We start from the raw sequence: 25,502 nt of genomic DNA, 5'->3' as shown, positions 1-25,502 counted from the left end.
TCAATCATCGGAGGTCTTGTGCTTGTACTCGCACAGGTCCTCGATGCGGCAGCTGCCGCAACGCGGCTTGCGCGCCTGGCAGACGTAGCGGCCGTGCAGGATCAGCCAGTGGTGGGCGTCCAGCAGAAACTCCCTGGGCACGAACTTCAGCAGCTTCTTCTCCACCTCCAGCACGGTCTTGCCGGGGGCGATGCCGGTGCGGTTGCTGACGCGGAAGATATGCGTGTCCACGGCCATCGCCGGTTGGCGAAAGGCGGTGTTGAGCACCACGTTGGCGGTCTTGCGGCCGACGCCCGGCAGGGCCTCGAGGGCCTCGCGGCTGTCCGGCACCTGGCCGCCGTGCCGCTCGACGAGCAGGCGGCAAGTCTCGATGACGTTCTTCGCCTTGCTGTTGTACAGGCCGATGGTCTTGATGTACTCGGAAAGGCCCTCGACACCCAGGGCATGCATCGCCTCCGGGGTGTTGGCCACCGGGAACAGCCTGGCGGTGGCCTTGTTGACCCCGACGTCGGTGGCCTGGGCCGAGAGGATCACCGCAATCAGCAGCTCGAAGGGCGAACTGTAGGCCAGCTCGGTCTTCGGCTGCGGGTTGTCCTCGTGCAGCCGGCGGAAGATCTCGTAGCGCTTGGCCGCGTTCACTCGATCACTCCGGTGACCCGCACCCGCCGGCTCTGCGCCGGAGCCTGGGGCTGACGGGCCTTGGCCCGCTCGGCCAGCACCTGGTCGATGCGATTCTTGCCGGCGATCAGCAGGCCGAGGACGATGAAGGCGCCGGGCGGCAGGATGGCCAGCAGGAAGCCCGGGTAGTCGGGCATGACGGTCACCTGCCAGTCGGCCGCCAGCGGACCGAACAGCAGGTGCATGTTGGCCAGCAGCGCGCCGGTGCCGAACAGCTCGCGCAGGGCGCCGATCATCACCAGCACCACGCCGAAGCCCAGGCCCATCACCAGGCCGTCGTAGGCGGCCCGCGCCGGGTCGTTCTTCGCCGCGAAGCCGTCGGCGCGACCGAGGATCACGCAGTTGGTGGTGATCAGCGGGATGAAGATGCCGAGGATCTGGTACAGCTCGTAGGTGTAGGCCTGCATCAGCAGCTCGATGCAGGTGGTCAGCGCGGCGATGATCATGACGAAGGCGGGCAGGCGCACGGCGGTGTTGACCACGCCGCGCACCAGCGACACCGCGGTGTTGGAGCAGACCAGCACCACCGCGCTGGCCAGCGCCAGGCCGAGGGCGTTGACCGTCGAGTTGCTGACCCCGAGCAGCGGGCAGAGGCCGAGCAGCTGGACCAGGGCCGGGTTGTTCTTCCACAGGCCGTTGAGGGTGATCTCGCGAAAGCTAACCATGGGGCTTCACCTGGGCTGCGAACAGCTCCTGCTTGTGCGCGTCGAAGTACTGTAGGGCCCGATGCACGGCCTTGACCACCGCCCGCGGGGTGATGGTGGCGCCGGCGAACTGGTCGAACTGGCCGCGGTCCTTGCGCACCGCCCAGCCGGCCTCGTCCGGGTCGCCCAGGGACTTGCCGTCGAAGCCGAGAATCCAGCGGCTCTTGCTCAGCTCGACCTTGTCGCCGAGGCCCGGGGTCTCCCTGTGGCTGAGCACCCTTACACCGGCCAGGCGGCCGTCGGCGCGGACACCGACCAGCAACTGGATAGCCCCGCTGTAGCCGTCCGGCGCGGTGGCCCGGAGGATCACCGCGCTGGGCTGGCCGTCCTTGAGGGCGATATAGGCGGGCCGCGGCCCCTTGCTGCCGAGCAGTTCGGGGTCGTGCACCGCGACCGTGTCATCCAGCAGCTGGTTGTCGTAACTGCCTGCCGGGAGGATCTCGGCGAGGGCGCGTACCTGGGCCGCGCGCTCGGAGGCGGCGATGCGGCTGGCGGTGGCCTGCTGGACCAGCGCCACCAGGCCGACCGTGACCACGGCGAACAGGCCCAGCACCAGGCTGTTTTTCAGCATCGAACGGCTGATTTCCGGTAGCACGGGCTATTCCCCCAACTTGAAGCCGCGGGTCGGCTTGCGGTGGCCGTAGGTACGCGGCCGCGTGTAGTAGTCGATGGTCGGCGCCGCCAGGTTCATCAGCAGCACGGCGAAGGCCACGCCGTCCGGGTAGCCGCCCCAGGCGCGGATGACATAGACCAGGATGCCGACGCCGATGCCGAACAGCAGGCGTCCGAGGTTGCTGGTGGCGCCGGACACCGGGTCGGTGACGATGAAGAAGGCGCCGAGCATGGTCGCCCCGCTGAGCAGGTGGAACAGCGGCGAGCCGTGGGAATCGGAGCCGCTGCCGTTCCAGAACAGCAGGCTCATCAGCGCCAGGGTGGCGAGCATGCCGACCGGCGCGTGCCAGGTGAACAGGCGCTTGTGCAGCAGGTACAGGCCGCCGGTGAGGAAGGCCAGGTTGACCGCCTCGACCGCCGCGCCGCCGAAGCGGCCGAAGGCCGGGTGCTGCGCCCACAGCTCGTCGACGGTCAGGCTCTGGTTGATCTTCAGCACGTCCAGGGCGGTGGCCTGGGTCCAGCCATCGGGCAGGGCGGCGAGGCCGAAGACGTGCAGCAGGCCGTCGACCGGGCCGACCCGCTGCGGTGCCGGCCAGCTGGTCATCTCGCTGGGGAAGGAGATCAGCACCACCACGTAGCCGAGCATGGCCGGGTTGAACGGGTTCTGCCCGAGGCCGCCGTAGAGCTGCTTGCCGAAGCCGATGGCGAAACCCGTGGCGATCAGCGTCAGCCACCAGGGCGCGTAGGGCGGCAGGGCCAGGGCCAGCAGCACCGCGGTGACCAGGGCGCTGTAGTCCTTGAGGAAGAACCCCGGCGGGCGGCCCCTCAGGGCCAGGAACGCCGCCTCGAAGCCCAGGGCGCAGGCGCTGGCCCAGAGCAGGTTGATCAGGGTGCCGGCGCCGAACAGCCAGGTCAGCGCGAGTACGCCGGGCACGCAGGCCAGCAGCACCTGCAGCATCACCTGCTGGGTGCGGTTGGCGCCCTTGGCGTGGGGCGAAGTGATACGGGGCAGGGCCATTGGCGCTCCGGTGTCAGGTGCTATCGAGTTGTAGGGTGGGTTGGCCGCGTAGCGGCGTAACCCACCGGTCGGCCGTAGGGGGCGGCGGTGATGGCTGCCAGGCTGCCTTCGGTGGGTTACGCCTTCGGCTAACCCACCCTACGATTCAGGTTCTTGCTGTTCGTTGAGCTTGCGCTCGGCCGCGGCCAGACGCTGGCGGGCCGCCGCCAATGCCTCGGCGCTGGCGTTGTCCTCGCGCTCCAGCTTGCGCAGGTCGGCGCGGGCGAAGGCCACCTCGGTCTTCAGCGCGCGGGTGGCCTCGTCGACCGGGCGCTTCTCGCTGCGTACCAGCTCGGGAGCGGGCTTGCTGGAGGCCGCCTCGGCAGCATGCAGGGCCTGCTCGGCCGCGGCGACGGCCGCTCTCAGGGGCTCCAGTTCGCTGTCGGCCGCCGCGGCTTTCTCGGCCTTCTTCAGCTCGGCGCGTTTCATCGCCAGTTCGACCTTGGCCTTCTTCAGCGGCTCGACCTTATCGCCCGGCGCCGCCTTGGCGGGCGCGGCAGGGGGCTGGTCCTGCAGGCTGGCGAGCAGCTTCTCGGCCTCCTCGAGCTGCTGGCGCAGGCGCGCCAGCTCGGCCTGCTGGTCGTCGTCCGGGGTCTCGAGCTTCTCCAGCTTGCGCAGTTGGGCGCGGAGCATGGCGGTGTCGATCTTGGCCTTCTTCAGCGCCGCGTCGTCGATCATCGGGCCAGCCGGCGCGGCGCTCGCCATCTCGGCGGCCAGGGCCTTCTGCGCGGCCTCGGCGGCGGCGCGCAGGTCCTTGACCTGGGCCTGCAGCTCCGGGGTGTCGTGGGCGGCCAGCTGCTTTTCGGCCTTCTTCAGGGCGACCTGGGCCATGCTGGCCTCGATCTTCAGCTTCTTCTGGGCATCGCTCAGGCTGCTGACCTTGGCCGTCGGCGCGCCGGCGACGGCGTCTTCCTCCAGCAGGCCGGCGGAGGTCTCGGCCTGGATCGCCTTGGCCCGGGCGGCGCGTTCGGCGCGGGCCTGGCGCTCGGCTTCCTTCTGCTCTTCGGCGCGGCGCAGGCGTTCCTGGCGCAGCTCGAAGCGCTGCTTGGAGTGCTCGGCCTTGATCTGCTTCTGCTCCAGCTCGCGGATCTCGCCCTTGGCCGCGCGGTAGTACTGCACCAGGGGAATGTTCGAGGGGCAGACGTAGGCGCAGGCACCGCACTCGATGCAGTCGAACAGGTTGTGCGCGCGCAGCTGCTCGTGCTCCTGGCCGAGGGCGAAGAAGTGCAGCTGCTGCGGCAGCAGGCTGGCCGGGCAGGCCTCGGCGCACTCGCCGCAGCGGATGCAGGGCAGCGCCGGCGGCGGCGGTGGCAGTTCCTCGGCGCTGGCGGCCAGCAGGCAGTTGGTGGTCTTGATCAGCGGCACGTCCAGGCCCGGCAGGGTGAAGCCCATCATCGGCCCGCCCATGACCAGGCGGTGCAGCTTGTCGGCCTGCAGGCCGGCGAAGGCCAGCAACTCGCCGACCGGGGTGCCGAGCAGCGCCTCGACGTTCATCGGCCGGGCCAGGGCCTCGCCGGTGAGGGTGGTGATGCGGCTGATCAGCGGCTTGCCGTGCACCACCGCCTCATGGATGGCCACGGCGCTGCCGACGTTCTGGCAGAGCATGCCGATATCCGCCGGCAGCCCGCCGCTGGGTACCTCGACGCCGGTGAGGATCTGGATCAGCTGCTTCTCGCCGCCGGACGGGTACTTGGTCGGGAACGCCCGCACGGCGAAGGGGTGCTCGCCCACGGCGGCGCGGACCGCGGCGATGGCCTCGGGCTTGTTGTCCTCGATGCCGATCAGCACCTGCTCGGGCTGGATCAGCTGGACCAGTATCTCGATGCCTCCGACCAGTTCGGCGGCCTTCTCGCGCATCAGCAGGTCGTCGGCGGTGATATAGGGCTCGCACTCGGTGCCGTTGATGATCAGCGTGTGGATCTTCTGGGTCGGCCGCGCGGCGAGCTTCACCGCGGTGGGGAAGCCGGCGCCGCCCAGGCCGCTGATGCCGGCCTGGCGGATCTTCTCCAGCAGGGCCTCGGGGGGCAGCTGGCGATAATCGGGGCAGGGCTCGAGGTCGCACCACTGCTCCAGTCCGTCGCTGTCGATGACGATGGCCGGGGCGAGCATGCCGGAGACATGGGGGTAGGGCTGCGGGCCGATGAAGCTGACGATGCCGGAGGTCGGTGCATGCAGCGCCGCGCTGACGAAACCGCTGGCCTCGGCGATCTTCTGGCCCTTGAACACCGCCTCGCCGACCACCACTAGGGGCTCGGCGGTGGCGCCGACGTGCTGGTTCAGCGGCAGCACCAGGCGCTTGGGCAGCGGCGCCGGCTGCACGGCCGAGCGGTTGGACAGTTCCTTGCGCTCGGGCGGATGGATGCCGCCGTGAATGTCCCAGATCATGTTCTGCGCGCTCATGCGGCCTGCCCCCGGTCAGTGGCGATCAGCTGGCCAGGCGGCAGCGGCAGCTGCCACTTCCAGTTCTGCGGCGTACCGCCGACTTCCAGCATGTCGATGCAGTCCACCGGACAGGGCTCGACGCACAGGTCGCAGCCGGTGCACTCGCTGGCGATCACCGTGTGCATCTGCTTGGCCGCGCCGACTATGGCGTCCACCGGGCAGGCCTGGATGCACTTGGTACAGCCGATGCACTCGGCCTCGCGGATGTAGGCGACCATCTGCGGCTTCTCGCCTTCCACCGCGTCCAGCGGCTCGGCCTCGACGTCGAGCAGGTCGGCCAGGGCGGCGATGGTGGCCTCGCCGCCGGGCGGGCACTTGTTGATCTTGTCGCCGCCGGCGATCGCCTCGGCATAGGGCTTGCAACCGGGGTAGCCGCACTGGCCGCACTGGGTCTGCGGCAGCAGGGCGTTGATCTGCTCGGCGATCGGGTTGCCCTCGACGCGAAAGCGCACCGCGGCGTAGCCGAGGATGGCGCCGCACACCAGGCACAGGCTGAGCAGGGCCAGCACCGCGCTGAGTACCAGAGTCATAGCTTGATCAACCCGGTGAAGCCCATGAACGCCAGGGACATCAGCCCGGCGGTGACCATGCCGATGGCCGCACCCTGGAAGGCCTTGGGCACGTCGGCGATGGCGATGCGTTCGCGCATGGCGGCGAACAGCACCAGCACCAGGGAGAAACCCAGGCCGGCGGCGAAGCCGTTGGCGGTGGCGCTGATGAAGGTGAACTCGGCCTTGTTGGCGTTGAGCAGGGCCACGCCCAGGACGATGCAGTTGGTGGTGATCAGCGGCAGGAAGATGCCCAGCACGCGGTACAGCAGCGGGCTGGTCTTGTTCACCACCATCTCGGTGAACTGCACGGTCACGGCGATCACCAGGATGAAGCTGATGGTGCGCAGGAACTCCAGGTCCAGGGGCTTGAGCACGTACTGCTGGACCAGGTAGCTGCACATGGCGGCCAGGGTCAGGACGAAGGTGGTGGCCAGGGACAGGCCGATGGCCGTCTCGATCTTCTTCGACACGCCCATGAACGGACACAGGCCGAGGAACTGCACCAGGACGAAGTTGTTGACCAGGATGGCGCTTACCATGATCAGGGCGAGTTCGGTCATTGCGGGTACCGTTGTGGACAGGCAAGGGCCGTGGGTAAAGGGCGCCTATTATCGGGAAGGCGCCCGGTGCAGACAAGCCGGCATAGGCCGGCGTGTTGCCGCGTCATCACAGCGTAGCGGGGGGCGCCAGGCGCCGCCCTACTTGACTCGCTGGCCCGGCTTGGCGCCGCTGTCGGGGCTGAGCAGGTAGATTTCCTCGCCGCCCGGGCCGGCGGCCAGCACCATGCCTTCGCTGACGCCGAACTTCATCTTGCGCGCGGCCAGGTTGGCCACGTACAGGGTCAGGCGGCCTTCCAGCGCACTCGGGTCCGGGTAGGCGCTCTTGATCCCGGAGAACACGTTGCGCTTGGCGTCGCCGATGTCCAGGGACAGGCGCAGCAGCTTGTCGGCACCCTCGACGAACTCGGCCTTCTCGATCAGGGCGATGCGCAGGTCGACGGCGGCGAAGGTGTCGAAGGCGATCTCCGCGGCCAGGGGCTCCTTGCTCAGTTCGCCGTTGCCGGCCGGCTTGCTGGCCTCGGCGGCCAGGTCTTCCTTGGAGGCCTCGATCATGGCGTCGATCTTCGCCGGCTCGATGCGGGTCAGCAGGGCGCTGAACGGGTTCAGCTGATGATCGGCGAGCAGGTACTGGTGGTCGTCCCAGGTCAGCGGCGCGATGTTGAGGAACGCCTCGGCGTCGGCGGCCAGCTTCGGCAGCACCGGCTTGAGGAGGATCACCAGCTGGCGGAACAGGTTGATGCCCAGGGCGCAGATGGCCTGGACCTCGGCCTGCTTGCCGTCCTGCTTGTTCAGCGCCCAGGGTGCCTTGTCGGCGATCCAGGCGTTGGCGCGGTCGGCCAGGGCCATGATCTCGCGCATGGCGCGGGCGAAATCGCGGGCCTCGTAGGCCTCGGCGATCGACGGCGTGGCGGCGCTGAAGGCGTCGGTCAGCTCGGGGGCGATATTGCCGGCCACCAGCAGGCCGTCGTTGCCCTTGTGGATGAAGCCGGCGCAGCGGCTGGCGATGTTCACCACCTTGCCGACCAGGTCGGAGTTGACCTTCTGCACGAAGTCCTCGAGGTTCAGGTCGAGGTCATCGACGCCGCGGCCCAGCTTGGCCGCGTAGTAGTAGCGCAGGTATTCGGGATTGAGGTGGTCCAGGTAGGTGCGCGCCTTGATGAAGGTGCCGCGCGACTTGGACATCTTCTGCCCGTTGACGGTCAGGTAGCCGTGCACGTTGATCGCGCTGGGCGTACGCAGGCCGGCGCCCTCGAGCATGGCCGGCCAGAACAGGGCGTGGAAGTTGACGATGTCCTTGCCGATGAAGTGGTACAGCTCAGCCGTCGAGCCCTTGTTCCAGTAAGCATCGAAGTCCAGCTCCGGGCGCCGCGCGCAGAGGTTCTTGAAGCTGGCCATGTAGCCGATCGGCGCGTCCAGCCAGACGTAGAAGTACTTGCCCGGCTCGTCGGGGATCTCGAAGCCGAAGTAGGGCGCGTCGCGGCTGATGTCCCATTCCTGCAGGCCGGCATCCAGCCATTCGGCGATCTTGTTGGCCACCGCGTCCTGCAGGGTGCCGCTGCGGGTCCACTGCTGGAGCATGGCCTGGAAGTCCGGCAGCTTGAAGAAGAAGTGCTTGGAGTCGCGCAGCTCCGGCACGGCGCCGGAGATGGCCGAGCGCGGGTTCTTCAGCTCGGTCGGTTCGTAGGTGGCGCCGCACTTCTCGCAGTTGTCGCCGTACTGGTCCTCGGCCGCACACTTGGGGCAGCTGCCCTTGATGAAGCGGTCGGCGAGGAACATGCCCTTTTCCGGGTCGAAGTACTGGGTCACCGAGCGGGTGGCGATATGCCCGGCGTCGCGCAGTTTCAGGTAGATGGCCGCCGACAGCTCGCGGTTCTCCTCGGAATGGGTGGAGTGGTAGTTGTCGAAGTCCACCAGGAAGTCGGCGAAGTCGGCGGTGTGCTCGGCCTGCACCTCGGCGATCAGCTGTTCGGCGCTGATGCCCTGCTTCTCGGCGCGCAGCATGATGGCCGAGCCGTGGGCGTCGTCGGCGCAGACGTAGATGCACTGGTTGCCGCGCAGTTTCTGGAAGCGCACCCACATGTCGGTCTGGATGTACTCGAGCATGTGGCCGAGGTGGATCGAGCCGTTGGCATAGGGCAGGGCGCTGGTGACGAGAATCTTGCGGGCTTCGGACATGGGGATCGGCTGCACTGGTAACACTAGGGAGGTCGGCAACTATATAGGCGCAGCGGTTTTTTTTCACCCGCCGGAGCGCCCGCCCGCGCTTCTTGACTGCGGCCTCGGCATGCGTGGCGGCGACGCCGGCGCTCGTCAGGAGGGCGGCGGGCATGCGTCGAGGCCGGCGCTCGGTTAGGATGGCCGTCTGTTTTACTCGGTCTTTTCTGGAGTTGCCATGAGCGTCGTGACCCGTCAGGCGGTGGAAGCCACCCTGCGTCAATACACAGATCCCCACCTCAATCAGGACCCGGTCAGCGCCGGCTGCCTGCGCGAGGTGGATATCCAGGGCGGCCAGGTGCGCGTGCGCCTGGAGCTGGGCTACGCCGCCGGGCTGTTCAAGGGCGGCTGGGCGCAGACGCTGCAGATGGCCCTGGAGAATCTCGAGGGCGTCGACTCTGCCGAGGTGCAGGTCGACTGCCGGATCGAGGCGCACAAGGGCCAGGAGCAGGTGCCGGCCCTGGCCAATGTGAAGAACATCATCGCGGTAGCCTCGGGCAAGGGTGGGGTGGGCAAGTCGACCACCGCCGCCAACCTGGCCCTGGCCCTGGCCCGCGAGGGCGCCCGGGTCGGCATCCTCGATGCGGACATCTACGGGCCGAGTCAGGGCATCATGTTCGGTGTCGCCGACGGCACCCGGCCCGAGGTCAGGGAGCAGAAGTGGTTCGTGCCGCTCGAGGCCCATGGCGTGCAGGTGATGTCCATGGCCTTCCTCACCGACGAGAACACCCCGGTGGTGTGGCGCGGGCCGATGGTCTCCGGTGCGCTGATCCAGCTGATCACCCAGACCGCCTGGGACAATCTGGACTATCTGGTGGTGGACATGCCGCCGGGCACCGGCGACATCCAGCTGACCCTGGCGCAGAAGGTGCCGGTGGCCGGCGCGGTGATCGTCACCACCCCCCAGGACCTGGCCCTGCTGGACGCCAAGAAGGGCGTGGAGATGTTCCGCAAGGTGCATATCCCGGTGCTCGGCGTGGTGGAGAACATGGCCGTGCACATCTGCTCCAACTGCGGCCATGCCGAGCACCTGTTCGGCGAGGGCGGCGGCGAGAAGCTGGCCGCGCAGTTCGGCGTCGACCTGCTGGCCTCCATGCCGCTGTCGATGGCCATCCGCCTGCAGTCCGATGGCGGCAAGCCGACCACCATCGCCGACCCGCAGAGCCAGATCGCCATGCTCTACCAGGCCATGGCCCGCAGTGTCGGTGCGCGTATCGCCCAGACCGTGCAGCCGGCGACGCCGAGCATCAAGGTCAGCGACGACTGATTGTTCTCCAGGCACAAAAAAGCCCCGCCTAGGCGGGGCTTTTTTTAGTCAGTGCAGGTTAGATAACCTGAACTTCCTCAGCTTGCATGCCTTTCTGACCACGGGTGGCCACGAAGGAAACCTGCTGGCCTTCTTTCAGGCTCTTGAAGCCATCGCTCTGGATAGCTTTGAAGTGTACGAACAGGTCGTCACCGGATTGCGGGGTGATGAAGCCGTAGCCTTTTTCATCGTTGAACCACTTAACGGTGCCAGTCTGACGATTGGACATGTGATATCTCCTAACAAAAGTAATAGCAGCCCTGGAAAAGCCCAGGCCGGGACTGAGTGCAACGAGTACTAGGAGTCGGACGATGTTTGGATCGAAATCTAGGCATCAAGTAGCGATTCGCGGTGACACATGCAGCACAGTGGGGTCACCATACCCGCTTTTGCCGCCGAGCGCGAATGCTCTGTGCGCCTTTTCGCGAATTAATGGCTCGGGGGCGGGCGGCGAGCCGCCGGGGCGCGTCGGTCGACAGCCTTTGAACCCGCTCGCTCGCCCCGGTAAGATGCGCTCACTTTTTCACCATCAGCCCATTCAGGACGCCCGCCATGAGCATCAAATCGGACAAGTGGATACGCCGCATGGCCCAGGAGCACGGCATGATCGAGCCCTTCGTCGAGCGTCAGGTGCGCACCGAAGGCAATGCGCCGCTGATCTCCTTCGGGGTCTCCAGCTACGGCTACGACGTGCGCTGCGCCGACGAGTTCAAGGTGTTCACCAATATCAACTCGGCCACCGTCGACCCGAAGAACTTCGACGAGAAGAGCTTCGTCGACGTGAAGAGCGACGTGTGCATCATCCCGCCGAACTCCTTCGCCCTGGCGCGCACCGTCGAGTACTTCCGCATTCCGCGCAACGTGCTGACCATCTGCCTGGGCAAGAGCACCTACGCGCGCTGCGGCATCATCGTCAACGTCACCCCGCTGGAGCCGGAGTGGGAAGGCCACGTGACCCTGGAGTTCTCCAACACCACCACGCTGCCGGCGAAGATCTACGCCAATGAAGGTGTGGCGCAGATGCTGTTCCTCGAGTCCGACGAGGCCTGCGAGGTGTCCTACAAGGATCGCGGCGGCAAGTACCAGGGGCAGCAGGGCGTCACCCTGCCCAAGGCCTGATCGCCCTGGCGACAGCGGGCGCGATGCACGAGCCGGGTCTAGCCCGGCTTTTTTGTGTCCGGCGATTCCCCTGCACGGGCCCTGAGCGAGCCTCGCTCGGACGCCCGGGACTGGCGTCGGCGAACTGCCGGGGCGATGGTGGACTCTAAGACACATGGCGCCCGCCGCCATGGCGGGATAACCGAAAGACTTCGAGAGGGAACCGCAGCGTATGGCTAAGTGGATGATTACCTACAGCAAAGACGAGGGGACCGGGGTGTTGGAGGTCGAGTCGGCGGCCAAGCCGAGCATGGAGCAGGCGGTGCAGTGGCTGCTGCAGATGGCCGAGCGGGAGTATGAGCGCGAGGAGCCGAAGGATCGCCCCTATGAGGTACAGACGCCGGCCGTGCGCCTGCTCGAGCGTTACGGTATCACCGTGACCAGTATCTGCGAGGAATGATGCGGCGCTGCCAGGGCGGTCGCCGCTTGGCCGCAGGCAAAAGAAAGGGCGCCCACGGGCGCCCTGAAACGATGAACTATGGAGTAAGTCCGTGTGTTCCGAGTGGCGCACTCGGCCCTTGGTTCAAAATTTTCCGATGAGCGGTAGTCATTGCCCCGGCACCAGCAGCAGCCGCCGCGTGCCGTAGACCTTGTCGAGGTTCTGCGGCTGGAACGGAAACACCATGTAGCGCCCCTTGAGCCAGGCCTCGATGCCGTCGGCATAGTGCGTGCTGGCCGGGTTGCCTGACTGGCCCGAGCTGTTCAGGCCGAGCAGTGGTTCCTCGCTGGCGAAGTCGACGACGATGCGCATGGCCGGGACCAGCCAGGTATCGAAGCTCTCGCCCCAGCGGTAGGCCGAGACGTTGAGGGTGCTGTGGTCGCCGCCGGCCGGATAGGGGCCGCGATCCAGGTAGCCCTTGAGTGCGTTGATGCTGGCACGTTGGCTGGCGCCCATGTACTTGGCCAGCTGGGTGGTCTCGCTGGTCCAGTCGTAGCTGTGCAGCTGGCCCCAGGAGCGCGCCTGGCTGAGGTTCATGGCCGCGGCCAGGGTGCGGGCGAGTATGGCCGGCTTGTCTTCCTTCTGTGGCGTGGTCAGGTCGTCCCAGAACGGGCTGTCCTCGCGTCCGAGCAGGTGGTCGGCCTGGGCCGAGTAGGAGCTGTCGGCGGCCTGCACCAGCGCCTTCCAGGCGGAACTGGTATCCGGGCCCAATTCGTCGAGGAAGGTCTGCCGTGCGCTCTCGTGGAGGAAGGCACCGTACAGCGCGGCATCGGCCGAGTCGGCAGCGAGCCGGCCGTCGAAGGCCTGCAGGCGCTGCAGGGCGGTGCGGGCGAGGTCGCGTTGCGCCGGGGGCAGGGCGCCGATGGCCTGGGCCAGCGGCTCGGCCATGCCCGGCGCGGCGAGCATGGCCTGCAGCTTGGCGACGAAGGGCGAGGTCTGGTCGTACTGCATGGCGATCATGCTGGCGCGGTCGTGCTTGCCGCTGCCGGCCAGGGCGGCGATGCGCTCGGCGCGCTCCGGGTAGTACCAGGAATTGGACAGCTGCATGCCGTAGCCGCGGGCGACGCTGCGCTGGTTGGCGGTGCCCAGCCAACCTTGCGGCGGGTCCTGGTCGTAGGGGTGGAGCATCGGGTCGGCGAAGCCGTCCCAGTCGTAGCGGCCGTCCCAGCCGGGCGAGGGCAGCAGGCCGAGGCCTTCGCGGCGGTTGGGGAAGCGTCCGGTGACCTGCCAGCCGATGTGCTGGGCGTCGGCGAAGACGATGTTCAGCGGGATGGCGCGCACTTCGCGGGTCGCCTCGAACGCCTGCTCCACCGACTGGGCGCGGGACAGGTCGAAGAGCGCGTCCAGCGACTGGTCCGCCTCGAACTGGGCGGTCTGCAGCGCCAGGCCATAGCCGCTACCCAGTTGCAGCGGCTGCAGGCGGTGCTTGCGTTCGCCGAGCACCGAGTTCAGCAGCGGGCCGTGGCGGGTCTCGTAGAGGGTCTCGCGGATCGGCCGCTCACCCTTGATGAAGAAGGTCTCGTGGCGTTCCTGGGCGGGCAGCCACTGGCCCTCGGCCTGGTAGTAGAGGCGGTCGCCCTCGCGCTTGAGCTTCTCCAGGAACAGGTCCTGGTTGTCGCCCATGACCATGGTCATGCCCCAGCCCAGCTTGCCGTTGAAGCCGGCGACCACGGCGGGGACGCCGGCGATCGACACGCCGGCGGCCTGGTACTTCGGCGAACGGATCTGCACGAAGTTCCAGGCCGAGGGCAGCGACAGCGGCAGGTGAGTGTCGTTGGCCAGCAGGCTCTTGCCGCTGCGGCTGTTTCGCGGGGCGATGGCCCAGTTGTTCGAGGCGGCGACCCCGAGCATGTGGGCATCGGCGAGCTGGCCGGCGGCCCGGTTGACTGCCTCCAGGCCGGCGATCCGGCCGTCCAGGGCGAGGCCCTCGAGCTTGGCGGCTTCCTCGAACGGCAGTGGCTCGTCCGGATAGGTCGGCAGCAGCCAGGCCAGTTGCGCGCTGCCGACCTTCTGCGCCAGCACCAGGGCGGCAATCTCCTCCTGCAGGTTGACCGACAGGCCGAAGTTCAGCAGGCAGAATACCAGTACCGAGTCTTCGGCCTTCCAGTAGGGCGGTCGGTAGCCGGATTCGGCGAGGTCCATCGGCAGCTTGTCGCGGTAGCGGAACAGGTAGGCGTTGACGCCGCGGGCGTAGACCTCGAAGAAGCGCCTGAGACGCGGCGAGGCATTCTGGTACAGCACCTCGGCGCTCTTGCGCAGGTTCACAGCGCGCATGAAGCGGTCGATCTCCAGCACGCCGGGGCCGGCCATTTCCGCCAGACGGCCCTCGGCCATCAGGCGCAGGCCGACCATCTGGCTGAGGCGGTCGCTGGCGTGCACATAGCCCAGAGCGAACAGGGCGTCGTGGAAGGTGGTGGTCTCGATCAGCGGCATGCCCAGGGCATTGCGCCGCACCACCACGCTCTGCGCCAGGCCCTGGACGCGGACGATACCCTGGGTCGGGTGCAGGCTGTCGCTGTAGCGACTCTGCAGAAAGGACTGGCAACCGCTGAGCAGCAGGCTGACGGTGAGGGTGGCCAGGCCTAGTAGCGGCAGTGGGCGAAACGCGCGCGATGGCATGCAACGGGCTCCTTGCGGGACGCGGGAATCGGACGGTGATGGCGTGGGTGCCGCTGGAAAGCCTAGCAACTCGGCCGAGGCGAGCGGCCATGTTCAGGGGGGCCGGGGCAGGGTGTGGCGTAAGGTAGAGCGCGCGGCAGCGCCTGGCAAGAGGCCGGGCGCGCGGTGTATCAGGCGCGCTTGCGTGTCTGCGCCAGGCCCTCGTCGAGCAGCCAGCGCGCCGCGCTGCGGGCCGCGGCCTTGTGCTGCAGTTCCAGCTCGTTGAAGTGCTTCTCGTGCTGCCGGCGTTCGGCCCTGTCCAGTGCCTTCCAGTCGGCATGGGTCGGCACGTGGGCGGTGGCGGCGAACAGCCGGTGGAACACCTCGCAGCGGGCGTCCTGGCTCAGCGTGCTGTCGTAGTTGTCGAGCAGCACCTTGATGCGGATGGCGCCTTCGATCAGCGGCAGCTGCCCTTCGAGCAGGCTGCCGGCGAGAACCTGCAGGTCGCCACCGAGGCGTTGGTGGCGCTGCTCTGCGGCATGCGCCTGCTCGCGCTGCCGCGCCCATACCCGCCGCCACAGGAACAGGGCATAGCAGGCGAGGGCCAGCACCAGCAGCGCGCCGGTCAGCAGTAGAAGCAGGCTCAGGCCGCTCATGGGCGGATCAGGCGCCGTGGCATTTCTTGAACTTCTTCTGGCTGCCGCACGGGCAGGGGTCGTTGCGGCCTACGTCCTTCAGGGCGTTGCGCACCGGCTCCTGGTGGCTGTGGTTGCAGTGCGGGCCATGCACATGATCGTGCTCATGCTGATCATGGTCGTGGTCGCAATCTGGGCCGTGGACGTGGGGGTGTTGGTTCATGTGGGGCTACTCCGGGATGAAATCGCCGGGAATTATCTCGCCATTGCGCGACATGTGCACGCTGCGACCGAACATGAAGCCGGTTTTCACCGCGCCGTCGAGGCGGTAGCGGATCGGCTCGTCGGGGTGTTCGAGCAGCTTGACGATCTGCCGCACGTGGCGCCAGAGGTTGGTGCGCACCGGCACGTCGAACACGTGATGGCCATGGGCCGGCACGGTGAACCAGGTATCGGACTCGCCTTCGGCCAGCTTCACCTCGTTGAGATGGACCCGGTAGTCCAGGCCGCGCACCGGCAGGCTTACGCTGTTGGGGTTGTCGATGCGAAAGCGCAGGACGAAGCGCTGCTCCAGCAGCTTGGCCCGTACGACATCGACCTTGACCAGACGGATATCCGGATCCTTGAAACCACCCGTCATCCAGGTGGAGCATCCGCCGAGGCCTGAAAGCAGGCCGAAAAATATCAGTAGGCTGAGAATTCTTATAGTTTTTGCCTGATACAACATTGGTTACTCCGAAGGACGCCACAGTGTAACAAGCAAGTGCTCGGCTGCAACGTGTTGTGGGGGTAAAAAAACCTGCGCCATACTGAGCGTCGATTAGGACAGGAGTGTGACCATGGCTAGTTACGAGATTGCCTTCGCCGGGCAGTTGGTGCAGGGCGCGCAACTGGAGTCGGTGAAGGCCAATCTGGCCAAGTTGTTTCAGGCCGACGCCCAGCGCATCGCCCTGCTGTTCTCGGGGCGGCGCATCGTGATCAAGAGCAACCTGGATGCTGCCGGCGCGGAAAAATACCGCGCCACCCTGGAGCGCGCCGGGGCCGTGGTCGAGGTTACCGCCGTGCCTTCGCTCGCGCCGGCAGGCGAGGTGACAGCGCCGGCCGGGGTGGCGGTGCCGTCGAGCCGGCCGCCCGCGGCGCAGGGCCAGGTGCAGGCCGCCCCGGGGCGTCTGAAGGTGTTGCCGCGGGATGAGTACATGGCCGCGTTTGCCGAGGTGGACGCGCCGGACTTCGGCATCGCGCCCCTGGGCGACGATCTGCAGGACGACAAGCCGCAGCCGCAAGCCCCGGCGCTCGACCTGTCGCAGTTGAGTCTGGCGCCCCCCGGCAGCGACATGGGCCAGGTGCCGTCCGGGCCCGCCGCGCCGCCACCGGACACCTCGCACCTGAAACTGCAGGAGTGAAAGAGCAAGGCCCGCCTAGGCGGGCCTCGTGGCATCCGTCCGGAGGGCGGTGCGTCAATGGCGGGCGACGGCGTCGTCCGCGCTGCTGCACTTGGCCTGGGCCTGCGTCGGCGTCAGGTGGCGGATCGAGGTATAGAACAGCTCGCAGGTCTGCTGGCGGTCGCTTACCAGCCACTTCTGGGTGCAACCCTCGAGTACGGCGCTGCTGTCGGCCCCCGGATTCTGCCCCATGTCGGCCTGCCAGCAGGCGGCGGAGAGGTCCTGGCCCATGACCTCGAGCCCGGCCTGGTCGGCTTTCTGCTGGTTACCGCCGTAGTTGCTCGGGTCGGCCGCGTACCAGATGTAGCTGGGATGGTTGGCCCCCAGTACCGCCACCGTGCGCCCCGGCGCCGGGGCGATCTGGCCGAGGCCGAGCACGGCCAGAGGCACGCCGTAGCGCTGTTGTACCCAGTTGCGCACCGGGCTGCCGAAGGCGACCATGGGCAGGGAGGCGCCGCCATTGCCGGCGCTCAGTTCCTTGACCATGCGCTGCTGGTAATCGCTGAAGTAGTCGTAGACCCCCTCCAGGGTGCTGCCGGCGCTGGCCGGTGCGGCGATGGGGGCGATGTCGATGATGGTCTGGTAGGCCGGCGTCTGGGCCACCGGTACGCCGTTGACCGTCAGCAACTCGGCCCAGCGGTCGGTGGTGCTGGAGCGCAGGTAGTCCTGGGCCTGGGTCAGCGAGTAGTCCGGTGGGAAGTGCAGCAATTCGACGCTCCTGCGGTTTTCCAGCGCCATGCCCAGGGGCAGGAAGAAGTACCAGTCGTACTGCCACTTGCCGTCGCGGTTGAGTCGGCTGGCCCCCTGGTAGGCCAGCTCGCCGCTGTCGAGCAGTTGGTGCAACGGGCGCTCGTAGCCGGCCGGTGTGCCGCTGAACCGTGCGTAGACCCTGTCGCCGCTGCGCTCTACCTCGACCCGGGCGGTGCCGTAGCCATCGCGCTCCAGGCTCTGGCGCAGGTAGTGCTGTACGGTCTGTTCCAGGGTCCAGTCGCGGTAGCAGACCACGCTGCAGTTGTTGGGGTAGGCGAACAGGCGGCTGACCCGCTCGGTGCTGCCCAGGTCGACCGGCTCGCCCGAGGGCTGGCCGGCGCAGCCGAACAGCAGGCCGGCCAGCGCGACTAGCCATCCATATTGCTTGTACATAGTTCTCTCCTTGTCGATTGCCCGGCGAGGCGGGTTGCCGGGGCAATAAATCAAGCAGAGTTTGGCGTGGCTGTCAGTCGGCGGCGGCGCTGTTGAGGAAGCTCGAGCAGCATTTCTTGAACTTCTGCCCACTGCCGCAGGGGCAGGGTTCGTTGCGCCCGGCGTTCAGGCCCACGGTGGGGTCGATAAAGTACCAGCGCTCGCCGCGTTGAACGAAGGCGGAGCATTCGCGGTGGCTGTGCTCGCCGGCATCATCGTGCCAGCGGGCGGTGAAGGTGACGAAGGCGTGCTCGGGCTGGCCGCCGAACAGTTCGGCTTTCTCCACCTCGAGACCGAGCCAGGTGCTCTGCAGGCTCCAGGCGCGAATCGCCTCGCGATCCAGGCCGGCCTGCTGGGCGGGCAGGGTGGTGGCCAGCAGGTAATCGACCTGGCCGAGGACATAGGCGCTGTAGCGCGAACGCATCAGCGTTTCGGCGCTGGGTGCCGGCGCGCCGGCGTGATAGCGGCCACAGCAGGCGTCCAGCGGGTCGCCGCTGCCGCACGGGCAGCTGGTCATGGAGTCGGTCGTGGGCATGCATCACCACCAGTATTTGCCGAAGTTTTCCGGGTTGGCCCAGAACTTGGCGTTGAGCCAGTCCGGCACCTGTTTGTAGTCGAGCAGGTCATAGGTGAACAGGCTGAGGGTCTGCTCGCCGCGCTGGAAGCGCTCGCTGGCCTGCATCGCCAGGGCGAAGAAGTCGGTGTCCTGCCAGGCGCAGGCGTGCAGGTCGACCAGTACGGCGAGGCGGCTGGCGTTGAGGTTGCGGATGCCGCCGAGCAGTTGCAGCCCGGTGCGCTTGGGCAGGTGCTCCAGGCAGTCGACGAGCAGGGCCAGGTCGAAGCGTTGGCTGGCCAGCTCGCTCGGCAGGGTGCCCGCCTCGGCGTGGGTGATCTGGCAGCCGGCATGGGCGCTGCGAAAGGCCGCCAGCGCCGGCAGTTCGCTCGCGCCCACCAGCAGCAGTCGGTCCGGCTGGTAGCGCTCGAGCAGTGCGGCCAGGGCCTGCTGCGGCGTGCGGGAAGAAGGGCGTTGAGTCATCGAAGGCTCCTGGGTCGAGAGCAAGAGACTAACGTGCCGCCGGTTTATGGCCTACCGCCGATTGCCTTCGCGTAGGGCCTATCGTCTGGCGAATTGTGGAACTGCCGTCTTTAATCCATAAGTGTCGGTTTTGGGCCGATTCCTATAGGAGACTTGTATATGAGCATTACCAGGAAAGCAGGGCCCGTGATTTTAGCGGCCAGCTTGTTGACGGGGTGTGCCGGATTGCAGAAGAGCGACTGGCCTACTTGTGCGGCTGTCGGCGGTGTCGGTGGCGCCGCCTTGGGCGCGATCGAGAGTTCGTCATGGGCGGCCGGCGGTGCGGCGGTCGGTGCCGGTATGGCCGCGGCCTATTGCTGGGTGCATGGGGCCGAAGCGGAAAAAATGGTGATGGTCGAGGAGGTGATGGTCGAAGAGCCGGCCATGCCCGAGCCTGCCGAGGTAGTGCGTGTCGAATTGGACGTCAAGTTCGACTTCGACAAGTCCCGGGTCAAGGAAGAAAGCTACGGGGATATCAAGAACCTGGCTGACTTCATGAAGCAGTATCCGCAAACCACCACGGTGGTCGAAGGGCATACCGATTCGATTGGTACGGACGCCTACAACCAGGGCCTGTCCGAGCGTCGGGCGAATGCCGTGCGTGATGTGCTGGTCAACCAGTACGGCGTAGAGGGTGGGCGCGTCAACGCGGTCGGCTACGGCGAGTCGCGGCCGGTTGCCGACAATGCCACCGACGCCGGGCGTGCCATCAACCGCCGGGTCGAGGCCGAGGTCGAGGCGCGTCCTTAGCCATTGCCGCCTGACAGGGGCAAGACCTCGGCAGTTTAGGCCGTCTGCCGGGGTCCGGCTTGTACAGTCGGGGAGATGCACCTTTACTCCGGGGGACCGGAAGCAGCCGGTGACACAGGAGACCGACACCATGAGGCTTTCTCAAGCGAGGGCAATTGCCCCCCTTCTTCTGGCCAGCAGTGTTCTTGCGGGTTGCGTCACGACTTCCAGTACGGGAGAGGCGCCGCTCAACCAGGGAAATTGGCCCCTGTGCAGTGCGATTGGCGGCGTGGCCGGTGGCGGCCTTGGCGCAATCGAGAGTTCTACCTGGGCCGCTGGCGGTGCCGTGGCCGGTGCCGTGATCGGCGGCCTGCTCTGCTACGCTCAGGACGGTGACGAGGACGGCGATGGCGTATTCGACCGCCGCGACCGCTGTCCGCACACGCCGAGCGGCACGCCGGTGCAGCACAACGGCTGCCCGCTCAAGGTCTATCCGAGCGCTCCCGAACTCGTCGAGCCCGAGCCGGTGGAAGCCGTGCGGGTCGAGTTGGACGTGAAGTTCGATTTCGACAAGTCGGTGGTCAAGCAGGACGCCCAGGATGACATCCGCAGCCTGGCGGATTTCATGAAGCAGTACCCGCAGACCACCACGACCGTCGAAGGCCATACCGATGCCATCGGCACCGATGCCTACAACCAGGCTTTGTCCGAGCGCCGCGCCAATGCCGTACGCGATGTGCTGGTCAATCAGCACGGCATCGATACGGGACGGGTCTCCGCCGTGGGCTATGGCGAGTCACGTCCGGTCGCGGACAACGACAGCGAGGCCGGGCGGGCCATCAACCGCCGGGTGGAGGCCGAGGTGGAGGCTTTGCCGCAATAGTCGATGTGCGGCTGGAAACCGGGGCGGGCTTCGCTTGGGGCGTGGGGCCCGCACATCCGGGCGCGCTGGTCGTACTACGCCAAAGCGGTTAAGGTGCGGCACCATCGAAAGTTGTTAGGGGCGGTCATGAAAGCATTGCTGGGGCTGGGGAAACTATTGGCCGCGTTGTTCTGGGGAGCGGCCCTGGCCAATCTGGTCGACCCGTTCGTACAGCCCTTCGCCCTGTTGCTGAACCTGGCCGGCGCCTCCGTATTGCTGATTCATGGCGTTGAGCTGCTGCTGTTCCAGCAGCGCCTCGATCAGTGCCCGCGGCCCTGGGTCGAGCGTGGGCACGTCCTGCTGTTCGGGATATTCCACCTGCTGGCCTTGCCCGAGACCGAGGAGCCCGAGGCCTTGCCCTTGGCGCCCGAACAGGCCTGACCGGGCGAGGGCGAGGGGCAGCCAGCCCGCGCGTCCCGGCAGGTACTAGAGGCCGGGGCGGGCGGCGGCGATGCCGACCAGCAGCAGGCCGAGGATCAGGTTGATGCCCACCAGGCGGCGAATCCGCCCGAGCACGGCGCCGCCGCTCGGCCAGTCCTCCGCGGCCACCGCCCGGCGCAGTTCCGGCAGCTGCAGCGCCTGGACCCGCAGGAACAGGGCGAGCATGGCGATATACAGGCCCATCATCACGTGTACGTAGCGCGGCGCCGTCTCGAAGCCGGCGAAGCGCAGATGCAGCATGCCCACGCCGGTGATCGGCAGGATCAGCACGGCGGCCCATACCCAGTGAAAGAAGCGGCGGAAGACTTCCAGCCATAGCTTCAGGCGCGCCGGCGCCTCCAGGGCGCTGACCGCCGAGGGTCGCAGTACCATCCAGGCGAAGAACATGCCGCCGACCCAGACGAGGGAGGCAAGCAGGTGCAGGGCGTAAATCGCGGCATAAGGGGTCATGCAAGTACTCCAGTGGGGTAAGCGGTTCTGCGCGGGATCGATTAGCGCGCTATGATAGCCGCCGATCACAAGCACTGAAAATTTATCCAGCCTTTTCGCGCCCAGACCAGCATGCTCAGTACCGAACTCAAGTCCCAGATCCAGGGCGCCTATTCCCGTTTTCTCGAGGCCAAGGGGCTCAAGCCGCGCTATGGCCAGCGCCTGATGATCGCCGAGATCGCCAAGGTGCTGGGCACTATCAAGGCCGACGACGAGGGCAAGCGCGAGGGCGAGCCTGCGGTGGTGGCGGTCGAGGCCGGCACCGGCACCGGCAAGACCGTGGCCTACAGCCTGGCGGCGATACCCACCGCCAAGGCCGCCGGCAAGCGCCTGGTGATCGCCACCGCCACCGTGGCCCTGCAGGAGCAGATCGTGCACAAGGACCTGCCGGACCTGATGCGCAACAGCGGCCTGAATTTCAGCTTCGCCCTGGCCAAGGGGCGCGGTCGCTACCTGTGCCTGTCCAAGCTGGACCTGTTGTTGCAGGAGGGCCAGGCCCAGAGCGCCACCGCCCAGCTGTTCGAGGAGGAAGGCTTCAAGATCGACGTCGACGAGCAGAGCCAGAAGCTGTTCGGCGCGATGATCGACAAGCTCGCCGGCAACAAGTGGGACGGCGACCGCGACAGCTGGCCCCAGGAGCTGGAGGACGGTACCTGGTCGCGCCTGACCACCGACCACAGCCAGTGCACCAGCCGCCACTGCCCGAACTTTCAGCAGTGCGCCTTCTACAAGGCCCGCGAGGGCATGGGCAAGGTCGACGTCATAGTCACCAACCACGACATGGTCCTGGCCGACCTGGCCCTGGGCGGCGGCGCCGTGCTGCCCGATCCGCGCGAGACCCTCTATGTGTTCGACGAGGGTCATCACCTGCCGGACAAGGCGATCGGTCACTTCGCCCACTTCACCCGCCTGCGCTCGACCGCCGACTGGCTGGAGCAGACGGCCAAGAACCTCACCAAGCTGCTGGCCCAGCACCCGCTGCCGGGGGACCTGGGGCGGCTGATCGAGCAGGTGCCGGAGCTGGCGCGGGAGATCAAGACCCAGCAGCAGTTCATGTTCAGCGCCTGCGAGCAGCTGGCCGACTTCAAGCCCGGCGAGGACATGGAGGGCCGCGAGCGGCCGCGCCACCGCTTCGTCGGCGGCCTGGTGCCGGAGCACCTGCAGGAGCTGGGTCTGGAGCTGAAGAAGGGCTTCTCCCGGCTCACCGACCTGTTCACCGGGGTCGCCGAGCAGCTCAAGGAGGCCATGGACGGCGAGGCCGGCATCGGCATCGCCAGCCACCAGGCCGAGGAGTGGTACCCGCTGTTCGGCAGCCTGCTGGCGCGGGCCAAGGGCAACTGGGAGCTGTGGCTGGCCTTCACCGCCGATGACCCGGAGGACAGCCCGCCGATGGCGCGCTGGCTGACATTGGCCGAGAGCGGCGCATTGTTCGATATCGAGGTCAACGCCAGCCCGATCCTCGCCGCCGAGACCCTGCGGCGCAACCTGTGGAATGTCGCCTATGGCGCCCTGGTGACCTCGGCGACCCTTACCGCCCTGGGCACCTTCGACCGCTACCGGATGCGCGCCGGCCTGCCCAAGGTGGCGGTGACCGCCGTGGTGCCGAGTCCCTTCCATCACGCCGACGCCGGCGTGCTCAAGGTGCCGGACCTCAAGGCCGATCCGCGCGAGGCGCCGGCCCACACCGCGGCGATCATCCGCGAGTTGCCGGGCCTGGTGGCCGGCTCGCGCGGCACCCTGGTGCTGTTCTCCTCGCGCAAGCAGATGCAGGACGTGTTCGACGGTCTGGAGCGCGACTGGCGCAAGCGGGTGTTCATCCAGGGCAACCTGTCCAAGCAGGAGACCCTGAACAAGCACAAGGCGCGGGTCGACAGTGGCGAGGAGAGCGTGCTGTTCGGCCTGGCCAGCTTCGCCGAGGGGGTCGACCTGCCGGGGGCCTACTGCGAGCACGTGGTGATCGCCAAGATTCCCTTCGCCGTGCCGGACGACCCGGTGGAGGCGGCCCTGGCCGAGTGGATCGAGGCCCGCGGCGGCAACCCCTTCATGGAGATCGCCGTGCCGGACGCCTCGCTGCGCCTGGTGCAGGCCTGCGGGCGGCTGCTGCGCACCGAGGCCGACCGCGGCACCATCACCCTGCTGGACCGGCGGGTGGTGACCCAGCGCTACGGCAAGGCGATTCTCAATGCCCTGCCGCCATTTCGTCGGGAGATCGGCTAGAAGGGCTCCGCGAAGGCCTCGGCCGGTTCCCAAGTGCCGCCGGGGCTGGAACAATGCGCGGCACCTCGTTGATTTCCAAGAGTTAGGAGCCGCAGTTGCAGATTCAGGGCTATTTCGACCTGCAGTTCGAAGCCGTCAAGGAAGCGTTCGCCGCCTTGTTCGAGGATCGCCAGGAGCGCGGTGCGGCGCTGTGCATCCAGGTCGCCGGCGAGACCGTGGTGGACATCTGGGCCGGGACGGCCGACAAGGACGGCCAGCAGGCCTGGCACGGCGACACCATCCTCAACCTGTTCTCCTGCACCAAGCCCTTCACCGCGGTCACCGCGTTGCAGCTGGTCGGCGAGGGCAAGCTCGAGCTGGACGTGCCGGTGGCCCGCTACTGGCCGGAGTTCGCCGCCGCCGGCAAGGAGAAGATCACCCTGCGTCACCTGCTCAGCCACCAGGCCGGCCTGCCGGCGCTGCGCCAGCCATTGCCGGCCGAGGCGCTGTATGACTGGCAGGTGATGACCGCGGCGCTGGCCGCCGAGCAGCCCTGGTGGGCACTGGGCGAGGGCCATGGCTATGCGCCCATCACCTATGGCTGGCTGGTCGGCGAGCTGCTGCGCCGGGTGGAGGGGCGCGGCCCAGGCGAATCCATCGTGGCGCGCACGGCCAAGCCGCTGGGCCTGGACTTCCATGTCGGCCTGGCCGACAGCGAGTTCGATCGTGTCGCGCACATCTCCCGCGGCAAGGGCAACCTGGGCGATGCGGCGGCGCAGCGCCTGCTCAAGGTGACCCTGAGCGAGCCGACGGCCCTGAGCACCCGGGCCTTCACCAATCCGCCGTCGATCATGACCAGCACCAACAAGCCGCAGTGGCGACGCATGCAGCAACCGGCCGCCAACGGCCACGGCAATGCCCGCAGCCTGGCGGGTTTCTACAGCGGCCTGCTGGACGGCCGGTTGCTGGAGAGCGAGCTGCTCGCCGAGCTGACCCGCGAGCACAGTCGCGGCGACGACAAGACCCTGCTGACGCGTACCCGCTTCGGCCTCGGCTGCATGCTCGAGCAGCGCGAGGAGGCCAACGCCACCTACGGCATGGGGCCTTATGCCTTCGGCCACCCGGGGGCCGGTGGCTCCATCGGCTTTGCCGACCCGGAACGGGAGGTGGCATTCGGCTTCGTCACCAGCAATCTAGGACCGTTCGTCTTAATGGACCCGCGTGCGCAGAAACTTGCGCGGGTGTTGGCGGATTGTTTGTAGGAGTCTGGCTAGACTCCCGGCACGACCAGACTTTACTGACAATTATTACTGGCCCGTGGCCATTCCCTTTGACCGACCTGTGTGGATTACCGATGTTTGCCAAGAAAAATCTCGCGCTCGCCCTGTGTCTGCTGATGGCCGGTTGTGCCGGCTCGGAAAACAAGCCGCAGGCCCAGGCCGTCGTCATGCCGGCCCCGCTAGTCAGCCAAGCCTGGCTGGACGACTACGAGCCGCGGCTGCGCGAGGCGATCAAGGGCAGCCATTTCGAACTGGAGCGGCGGGACAATCTGCTGGTGGTGACCGCGCCGGTGCAGGGTTCCTTCAATCCTGACCGCCCGCACATGCTGCTGCCGATCACCCTGGGGCCGATCAGCCGTGTCGCCAAGTTGGTGGAGCACGACAAGAACGTCGCCGTACTGGTACTCGGGCATGCCGACAGCAGCGGTGCCGCGGCCTCGAACCGGGAGCTGAGTCATGAGCGGGCCCGGGCCTTCACCGCGATCTTCCGTCTCAGCGGCCTGCGTCAGGACCGTCTGCTGGTCAAGGGCCTGGGTTCGGATATGCCTCGGGCCGACAACGGCAGCGCCGCGGGCCGCGCCCTCAACCGCCGCGTGGAGATCCTGCTGACCCGTCAGGACAGTCTCAAGGCGCTGCTTGCCCAGTACAGTCAGCCGGCCGCGATCCCGGCGGTCGCCCAGGCCAGCCCCGCGGCCAAGACAGCCAAGAGCAAGCCGGTCACGGGCAAACAGGTAGTGGCCGCCGAACAAGCCAACTAGCATAGGGCCCGATAAACTAGGCGCTATTCGTTCT

The 25,502-nt window shown here is 67.4% G+C and carries 26 protein-coding genes and 1 pseudogene; 10 read left to right on the top strand and 17 right to left on the bottom strand.

Going from position 1 to position 25,502, the window contains the following annotated elements; all coding sequences use genetic code 11:
* The 8 genes from nth to metG all read right to left on the bottom strand — a co-directional run bounded on the left by nth (position 1) and on the right by metG (position 8,779).
* Positions 1-639, bottom strand: coding sequence for an endonuclease III (gene nth / locus I0D00_RS05710; protein ID WP_213638775.1), 639 nt, complete (start codon positions 637-639; stop codon positions 1-3).
* Positions 636-1,343 (bottom strand): electron transport complex subunit E, encoded by a 708-nt coding sequence (locus I0D00_RS05705; protein ID WP_213638774.1) that lies wholly within the window; start codon positions 1,341-1,343, stop codon positions 636-638. Before I0D00_RS05705 ends, nth begins: the two co-directional genes overlap by 4 nt.
* Complete coding sequence (gene rsxG, locus I0D00_RS05700) at positions 1,336-1,953, bottom strand: electron transport complex subunit RsxG (RefSeq protein ID WP_215730865.1); 618 nt, start codon at positions 1,951-1,953, stop codon at positions 1,336-1,338. The genes I0D00_RS05705 and rsxG overlap by 8 nt, the downstream gene beginning before the upstream one ends.
* Positions 1,954-1,980: 27 nt before the next feature.
* Positions 1,981-3,012 carry an RnfABCDGE type electron transport complex subunit D gene (locus tag I0D00_RS05695; RefSeq protein ID WP_213638772.1) on the bottom strand — a complete coding sequence of 344 codons (1,032 nt, stop codon included), beginning with the start codon at positions 3,010-3,012 and terminating at the stop codon, positions 1,981-1,983.
* 138 nt (positions 3,013-3,150) lie between these two features.
* Positions 3,151-5,451: an electron transport complex subunit RsxC gene (rsxC, locus tag I0D00_RS05690; protein WP_213638771.1), complete on the bottom strand. Its 2,301-nt coding sequence runs from the start codon at positions 5,449-5,451 to the stop codon at positions 3,151-3,153.
* Complete coding sequence (rsxB, locus tag I0D00_RS05685) at positions 5,448-6,023, bottom strand: electron transport complex subunit RsxB (protein WP_213638770.1); 576 nt, start codon at positions 6,021-6,023, stop codon at positions 5,448-5,450. Before rsxB ends, rsxC begins: the two co-directional genes overlap by 4 nt.
* Entirely contained in the window at positions 6,020-6,604 is a 585-nt protein-coding gene (gene rsxA / locus I0D00_RS05680) for an electron transport complex subunit RsxA (RefSeq protein ID WP_213638769.1), read from the bottom strand. Before rsxA ends, rsxB begins: the two co-directional genes overlap by 4 nt.
* A gap of 138 nt (positions 6,605-6,742) precedes the next feature.
* The gene (gene metG / locus I0D00_RS05675) at positions 6,743-8,779 is read right to left on the bottom strand and encodes a methionine--tRNA ligase (RefSeq protein WP_213638768.1); all 2,037 of its coding nucleotides are present in this window, start codon (positions 8,777-8,779) and stop codon (positions 6,743-6,745) included.
* Positions 8,780-8,996: 217 nt separating this feature from the next.
* Here metG and apbC point away from each other — a divergent pair, with 217 nt between their 5' ends.
* A complete protein-coding gene (apbC, locus tag I0D00_RS05670; RefSeq protein ID WP_213638767.1) occupies positions 8,997-10,085 on the top strand; it encodes an iron-sulfur cluster carrier protein ApbC in 1,089 nt (362 codons plus the stop codon).
* Between the two features lie 58 nt (positions 10,086-10,143).
* On the opposite strand, the gene I0D00_RS05665 is transcribed toward apbC, so the two are convergent.
* Positions 10,144-10,353 carry a cold-shock protein gene (locus tag I0D00_RS05665; RefSeq protein ID WP_003245585.1) on the bottom strand — a complete coding sequence of 70 codons (210 nt, stop codon included), beginning with the start codon at positions 10,351-10,353 and terminating at the stop codon, positions 10,144-10,146.
* A gap of 323 nt (positions 10,354-10,676) precedes the next feature.
* Here I0D00_RS05665 and dcd point away from each other — a divergent pair, with 323 nt between their 5' ends.
* Both dcd and I0D00_RS05655 read left to right on the top strand, forming a co-directional pair.
* Positions 10,677-11,243, top strand: coding sequence for a dCTP deaminase (dcd, locus tag I0D00_RS05660; protein WP_213638766.1), 567 nt, complete (start codon positions 10,677-10,679; stop codon positions 11,241-11,243).
* 211 nt (positions 11,244-11,454) lie between these two features.
* On the top strand, positions 11,455-11,682 hold the full coding sequence (locus tag I0D00_RS05655; RefSeq protein WP_213638765.1) for a hypothetical protein: 228 nt from the start codon (positions 11,455-11,457) through the stop codon (positions 11,680-11,682).
* A gap of 147 nt (positions 11,683-11,829) precedes the next feature.
* Here I0D00_RS05655 and I0D00_RS05650 read toward each other — a convergent pair whose 3' ends face one another.
* The 4 genes from I0D00_RS05650 to I0D00_RS05635 all read right to left on the bottom strand — a co-directional run bounded on the left by I0D00_RS05650 (position 11,830) and on the right by I0D00_RS05635 (position 15,681).
* Positions 11,830-14,340, bottom strand: a complete 2,511-nt coding sequence (locus I0D00_RS05650) for a penicillin acylase family protein (RefSeq protein WP_213638764.1) — start codon at positions 14,338-14,340, stop codon at positions 11,830-11,832.
* Between the two features lie 170 nt (positions 14,341-14,510).
* Positions 14,511-14,975: a DUF2489 domain-containing protein gene (locus I0D00_RS05645; RefSeq protein ID WP_213638763.1), complete on the bottom strand. Its 465-nt coding sequence runs from the start codon at positions 14,973-14,975 to the stop codon at positions 14,511-14,513.
* Between the two features lie 7 nt (positions 14,976-14,982).
* On the bottom strand, positions 14,983-15,177 hold the full coding sequence (locus tag I0D00_RS05640; protein WP_213638762.1) for an SEC-C metal-binding domain-containing protein: 195 nt from the start codon (positions 15,175-15,177) through the stop codon (positions 14,983-14,985).
* A 6-nt stretch (positions 15,178-15,183) separates the two neighbouring features.
* Positions 15,184-15,681, bottom strand: a complete 498-nt coding sequence (locus I0D00_RS05635) for an LEA/WHy family protein (protein WP_213638761.1) — start codon at positions 15,679-15,681, stop codon at positions 15,184-15,186.
* 112 nt (positions 15,682-15,793) lie between these two features.
* On the opposite strand from I0D00_RS05635, the gene I0D00_RS05630 reads away from it, so the two are divergent.
* Entirely contained in the window at positions 15,794-16,357 is a 564-nt protein-coding gene (locus I0D00_RS05630) for a hypothetical protein (RefSeq protein ID WP_213638760.1), read from the top strand.
* Between the two features lie 54 nt (positions 16,358-16,411).
* On the opposite strand, the gene I0D00_RS05625 is transcribed toward I0D00_RS05630, so the two are convergent.
* From I0D00_RS05625 to I0D00_RS05615, 3 genes are all read right to left on the bottom strand, one after another.
* Positions 16,412-17,539: a hypothetical protein gene (locus tag I0D00_RS05625; protein ID WP_213638759.1), complete on the bottom strand. Its 1,128-nt coding sequence runs from the start codon at positions 17,537-17,539 to the stop codon at positions 16,412-16,414.
* A 73-nt stretch (positions 17,540-17,612) separates the two neighbouring features.
* Positions 17,613-18,095 (bottom strand): YchJ family protein, encoded by a 483-nt coding sequence (locus I0D00_RS05620; protein ID WP_213640227.1) that lies wholly within the window; start codon positions 18,093-18,095, stop codon positions 17,613-17,615.
* 21 nt (positions 18,096-18,116) lie between these two features.
* Positions 18,117-18,614 (bottom strand): DUF6231 family protein, encoded by a 498-nt coding sequence (locus I0D00_RS05615; RefSeq protein ID WP_213638758.1) that lies wholly within the window; start codon positions 18,612-18,614, stop codon positions 18,117-18,119.
* Between the two features lie 426 nt (positions 18,615-19,040).
* Here I0D00_RS05615 and I0D00_RS21430 point away from each other — a divergent pair.
* The 3 genes and pseudogenes from I0D00_RS21430 to I0D00_RS05600 form a co-directional block, all read left to right on the top strand.
* A pseudogene (locus tag I0D00_RS21430) lies at positions 19,041-19,403 on the top strand (OmpA family protein); the annotation flags it as partial.
* Positions 19,404-19,533: 130 nt separating this feature from the next.
* Positions 19,534-20,265: a PA1041 family peptidoglycan-binding anchor lipoprotein gene (locus I0D00_RS05605; protein WP_213638756.1), complete on the top strand. Its 732-nt coding sequence runs from the start codon at positions 19,534-19,536 to the stop codon at positions 20,263-20,265.
* A 126-nt stretch (positions 20,266-20,391) separates the two neighbouring features.
* Positions 20,392-20,685, top strand: a complete 294-nt coding sequence (locus I0D00_RS05600) for a DUF1145 domain-containing protein (RefSeq protein ID WP_213638755.1) — start codon at positions 20,392-20,394, stop codon at positions 20,683-20,685.
* 45 nt (positions 20,686-20,730) lie between these two features.
* Here I0D00_RS05600 and I0D00_RS05595 read toward each other — a convergent pair whose 3' ends face one another.
* Positions 20,731-21,195, bottom strand: a complete 465-nt coding sequence (locus I0D00_RS05595) for a CopD family protein (protein WP_213638754.1) — start codon at positions 21,193-21,195, stop codon at positions 20,731-20,733.
* Positions 21,196-21,306: 111 nt separating this feature from the next.
* On the opposite strand from I0D00_RS05595, the gene dinG reads away from it, so the two are divergent.
* The 3 genes from dinG (at position 21,307) to I0D00_RS05580 (ending at position 25,468) form a co-directional block, all read left to right on the top strand.
* Positions 21,307-23,451: an ATP-dependent DNA helicase DinG gene (gene dinG, locus I0D00_RS05590; RefSeq protein WP_213638753.1), complete on the top strand. Its 2,145-nt coding sequence runs from the start codon at positions 21,307-21,309 to the stop codon at positions 23,449-23,451.
* Between the two features lie 95 nt (positions 23,452-23,546).
* Entirely contained in the window at positions 23,547-24,692 is a 1,146-nt protein-coding gene (locus I0D00_RS05585; RefSeq protein WP_213638752.1) for a serine hydrolase domain-containing protein, read from the top strand.
* A 92-nt stretch (positions 24,693-24,784) separates the two neighbouring features.
* On the top strand, positions 24,785-25,468 hold the full coding sequence (locus I0D00_RS05580; protein WP_213638751.1) for an OmpA family protein: 684 nt from the start codon (positions 24,785-24,787) through the stop codon (positions 25,466-25,468).
* Positions 25,469-25,502 lie beyond the last annotated feature (34 nt).

It is taken from the genome of Pseudomonas lalucatii, from assembly GCF_018398425.1.
In the GTDB taxonomy this organism is placed as follows: domain Bacteria; phylum Pseudomonadota; class Gammaproteobacteria; order Pseudomonadales; family Pseudomonadaceae; genus Aquipseudomonas; species Aquipseudomonas lalucatii.
Note: the sequence above shows the minus strand (reverse complement) of the source record. Positions and strands in the feature narration are given on the sequence as shown.

Excerpts from the sequence above, each read along its gene's own strand:
- I0D00_RS05645 (WP_213638763.1), bottom strand. The coding sequence starts at position 14,975 with ATGAGCGGCCTGAGCCTGCTTCTACTGCTGACCGGCGCGCTGCTGGTG.
- I0D00_RS05595 (WP_213638754.1), bottom strand. The coding sequence starts at position 21,195 with ATGACCCCTTATGCCGCGATTTACGCCCTGCACCTGCTTGCCTCCCTC.
- rsxG (WP_215730865.1), bottom strand. The coding sequence starts at position 1,953 with ATGCTGAAAAACAGCCTGGTGCTGGGCCTGTTCGCCGTGGTCACGGTC.
- I0D00_RS05625 (WP_213638759.1), bottom strand. The coding sequence starts at position 17,539 with ATGTACAAGCAATATGGATGGCTAGTCGCGCTGGCCGGCCTGCTGTTC.
- apbC (WP_213638767.1), top strand. The coding sequence starts at position 8,997 with ATGAGCGTCGTGACCCGTCAGGCGGTGGAAGCCACCCTGCGTCAATAC.
- rsxB (WP_213638770.1), bottom strand. The coding sequence starts at position 6,023 with ATGACTCTGGTACTCAGCGCGGTGCTGGCCCTGCTCAGCCTGTGCCTG.
- I0D00_RS05665 (WP_003245585.1), bottom strand. The coding sequence starts at position 10,353 with ATGTCCAATCGTCAGACTGGCACCGTTAAGTGGTTCAACGATGAAAAA.
- I0D00_RS05640 (WP_213638762.1), bottom strand. The coding sequence starts at position 15,177 with ATGAACCAACACCCCCACGTCCACGGCCCAGATTGCGACCACGACCAT.
- I0D00_RS05650 (WP_213638764.1), bottom strand. The coding sequence starts at position 14,340 with ATGCCATCGCGCGCGTTTCGCCCACTGCCGCTACTAGGCCTGGCCACC.
- rsxA (WP_213638769.1), bottom strand. The coding sequence starts at position 6,604 with ATGACCGAACTCGCCCTGATCATGGTAAGCGCCATCCTGGTCAACAAC.
- I0D00_RS05655 (WP_213638765.1), top strand. The coding sequence starts at position 11,455 with ATGGCTAAGTGGATGATTACCTACAGCAAAGACGAGGGGACCGGGGTG.
- I0D00_RS05695 (WP_213638772.1), bottom strand. The coding sequence starts at position 3,012 with ATGGCCCTGCCCCGTATCACTTCGCCCCACGCCAAGGGCGCCAACCGC.
- dcd (WP_213638766.1), top strand. The coding sequence starts at position 10,677 with ATGAGCATCAAATCGGACAAGTGGATACGCCGCATGGCCCAGGAGCAC.
- I0D00_RS05630 (WP_213638760.1), top strand. The coding sequence starts at position 15,794 with ATGGCTAGTTACGAGATTGCCTTCGCCGGGCAGTTGGTGCAGGGCGCG.
- I0D00_RS05620 (WP_213640227.1), bottom strand. The coding sequence starts at position 18,095 with ATGACCAGCTGCCCGTGCGGCAGCGGCGACCCGCTGGACGCCTGCTGT.
- metG (WP_213638768.1), bottom strand. The coding sequence starts at position 8,779 with ATGTCCGAAGCCCGCAAGATTCTCGTCACCAGCGCCCTGCCCTATGCC.
- I0D00_RS05580 (WP_213638751.1), top strand. The coding sequence starts at position 24,785 with ATGTTTGCCAAGAAAAATCTCGCGCTCGCCCTGTGTCTGCTGATGGCC.
- I0D00_RS05615 (WP_213638758.1), bottom strand. The coding sequence starts at position 18,614 with ATGACTCAACGCCCTTCTTCCCGCACGCCGCAGCAGGCCCTGGCCGCA.
- I0D00_RS05605 (WP_213638756.1), top strand. The coding sequence starts at position 19,534 with ATGAGGCTTTCTCAAGCGAGGGCAATTGCCCCCCTTCTTCTGGCCAGC.
- I0D00_RS05635 (WP_213638761.1), bottom strand. The coding sequence starts at position 15,681 with ATGTTGTATCAGGCAAAAACTATAAGAATTCTCAGCCTACTGATATTT.
- dinG (WP_213638753.1), top strand. The coding sequence starts at position 21,307 with ATGCTCAGTACCGAACTCAAGTCCCAGATCCAGGGCGCCTATTCCCGT.
- I0D00_RS05705 (WP_213638774.1), bottom strand. The coding sequence starts at position 1,343 with ATGGTTAGCTTTCGCGAGATCACCCTCAACGGCCTGTGGAAGAACAAC.
- rsxC (WP_213638771.1), bottom strand. The coding sequence starts at position 5,451 with ATGAGCGCGCAGAACATGATCTGGGACATTCACGGCGGCATCCATCCG.
- I0D00_RS05600 (WP_213638755.1), top strand. The coding sequence starts at position 20,392 with ATGAAAGCATTGCTGGGGCTGGGGAAACTATTGGCCGCGTTGTTCTGG.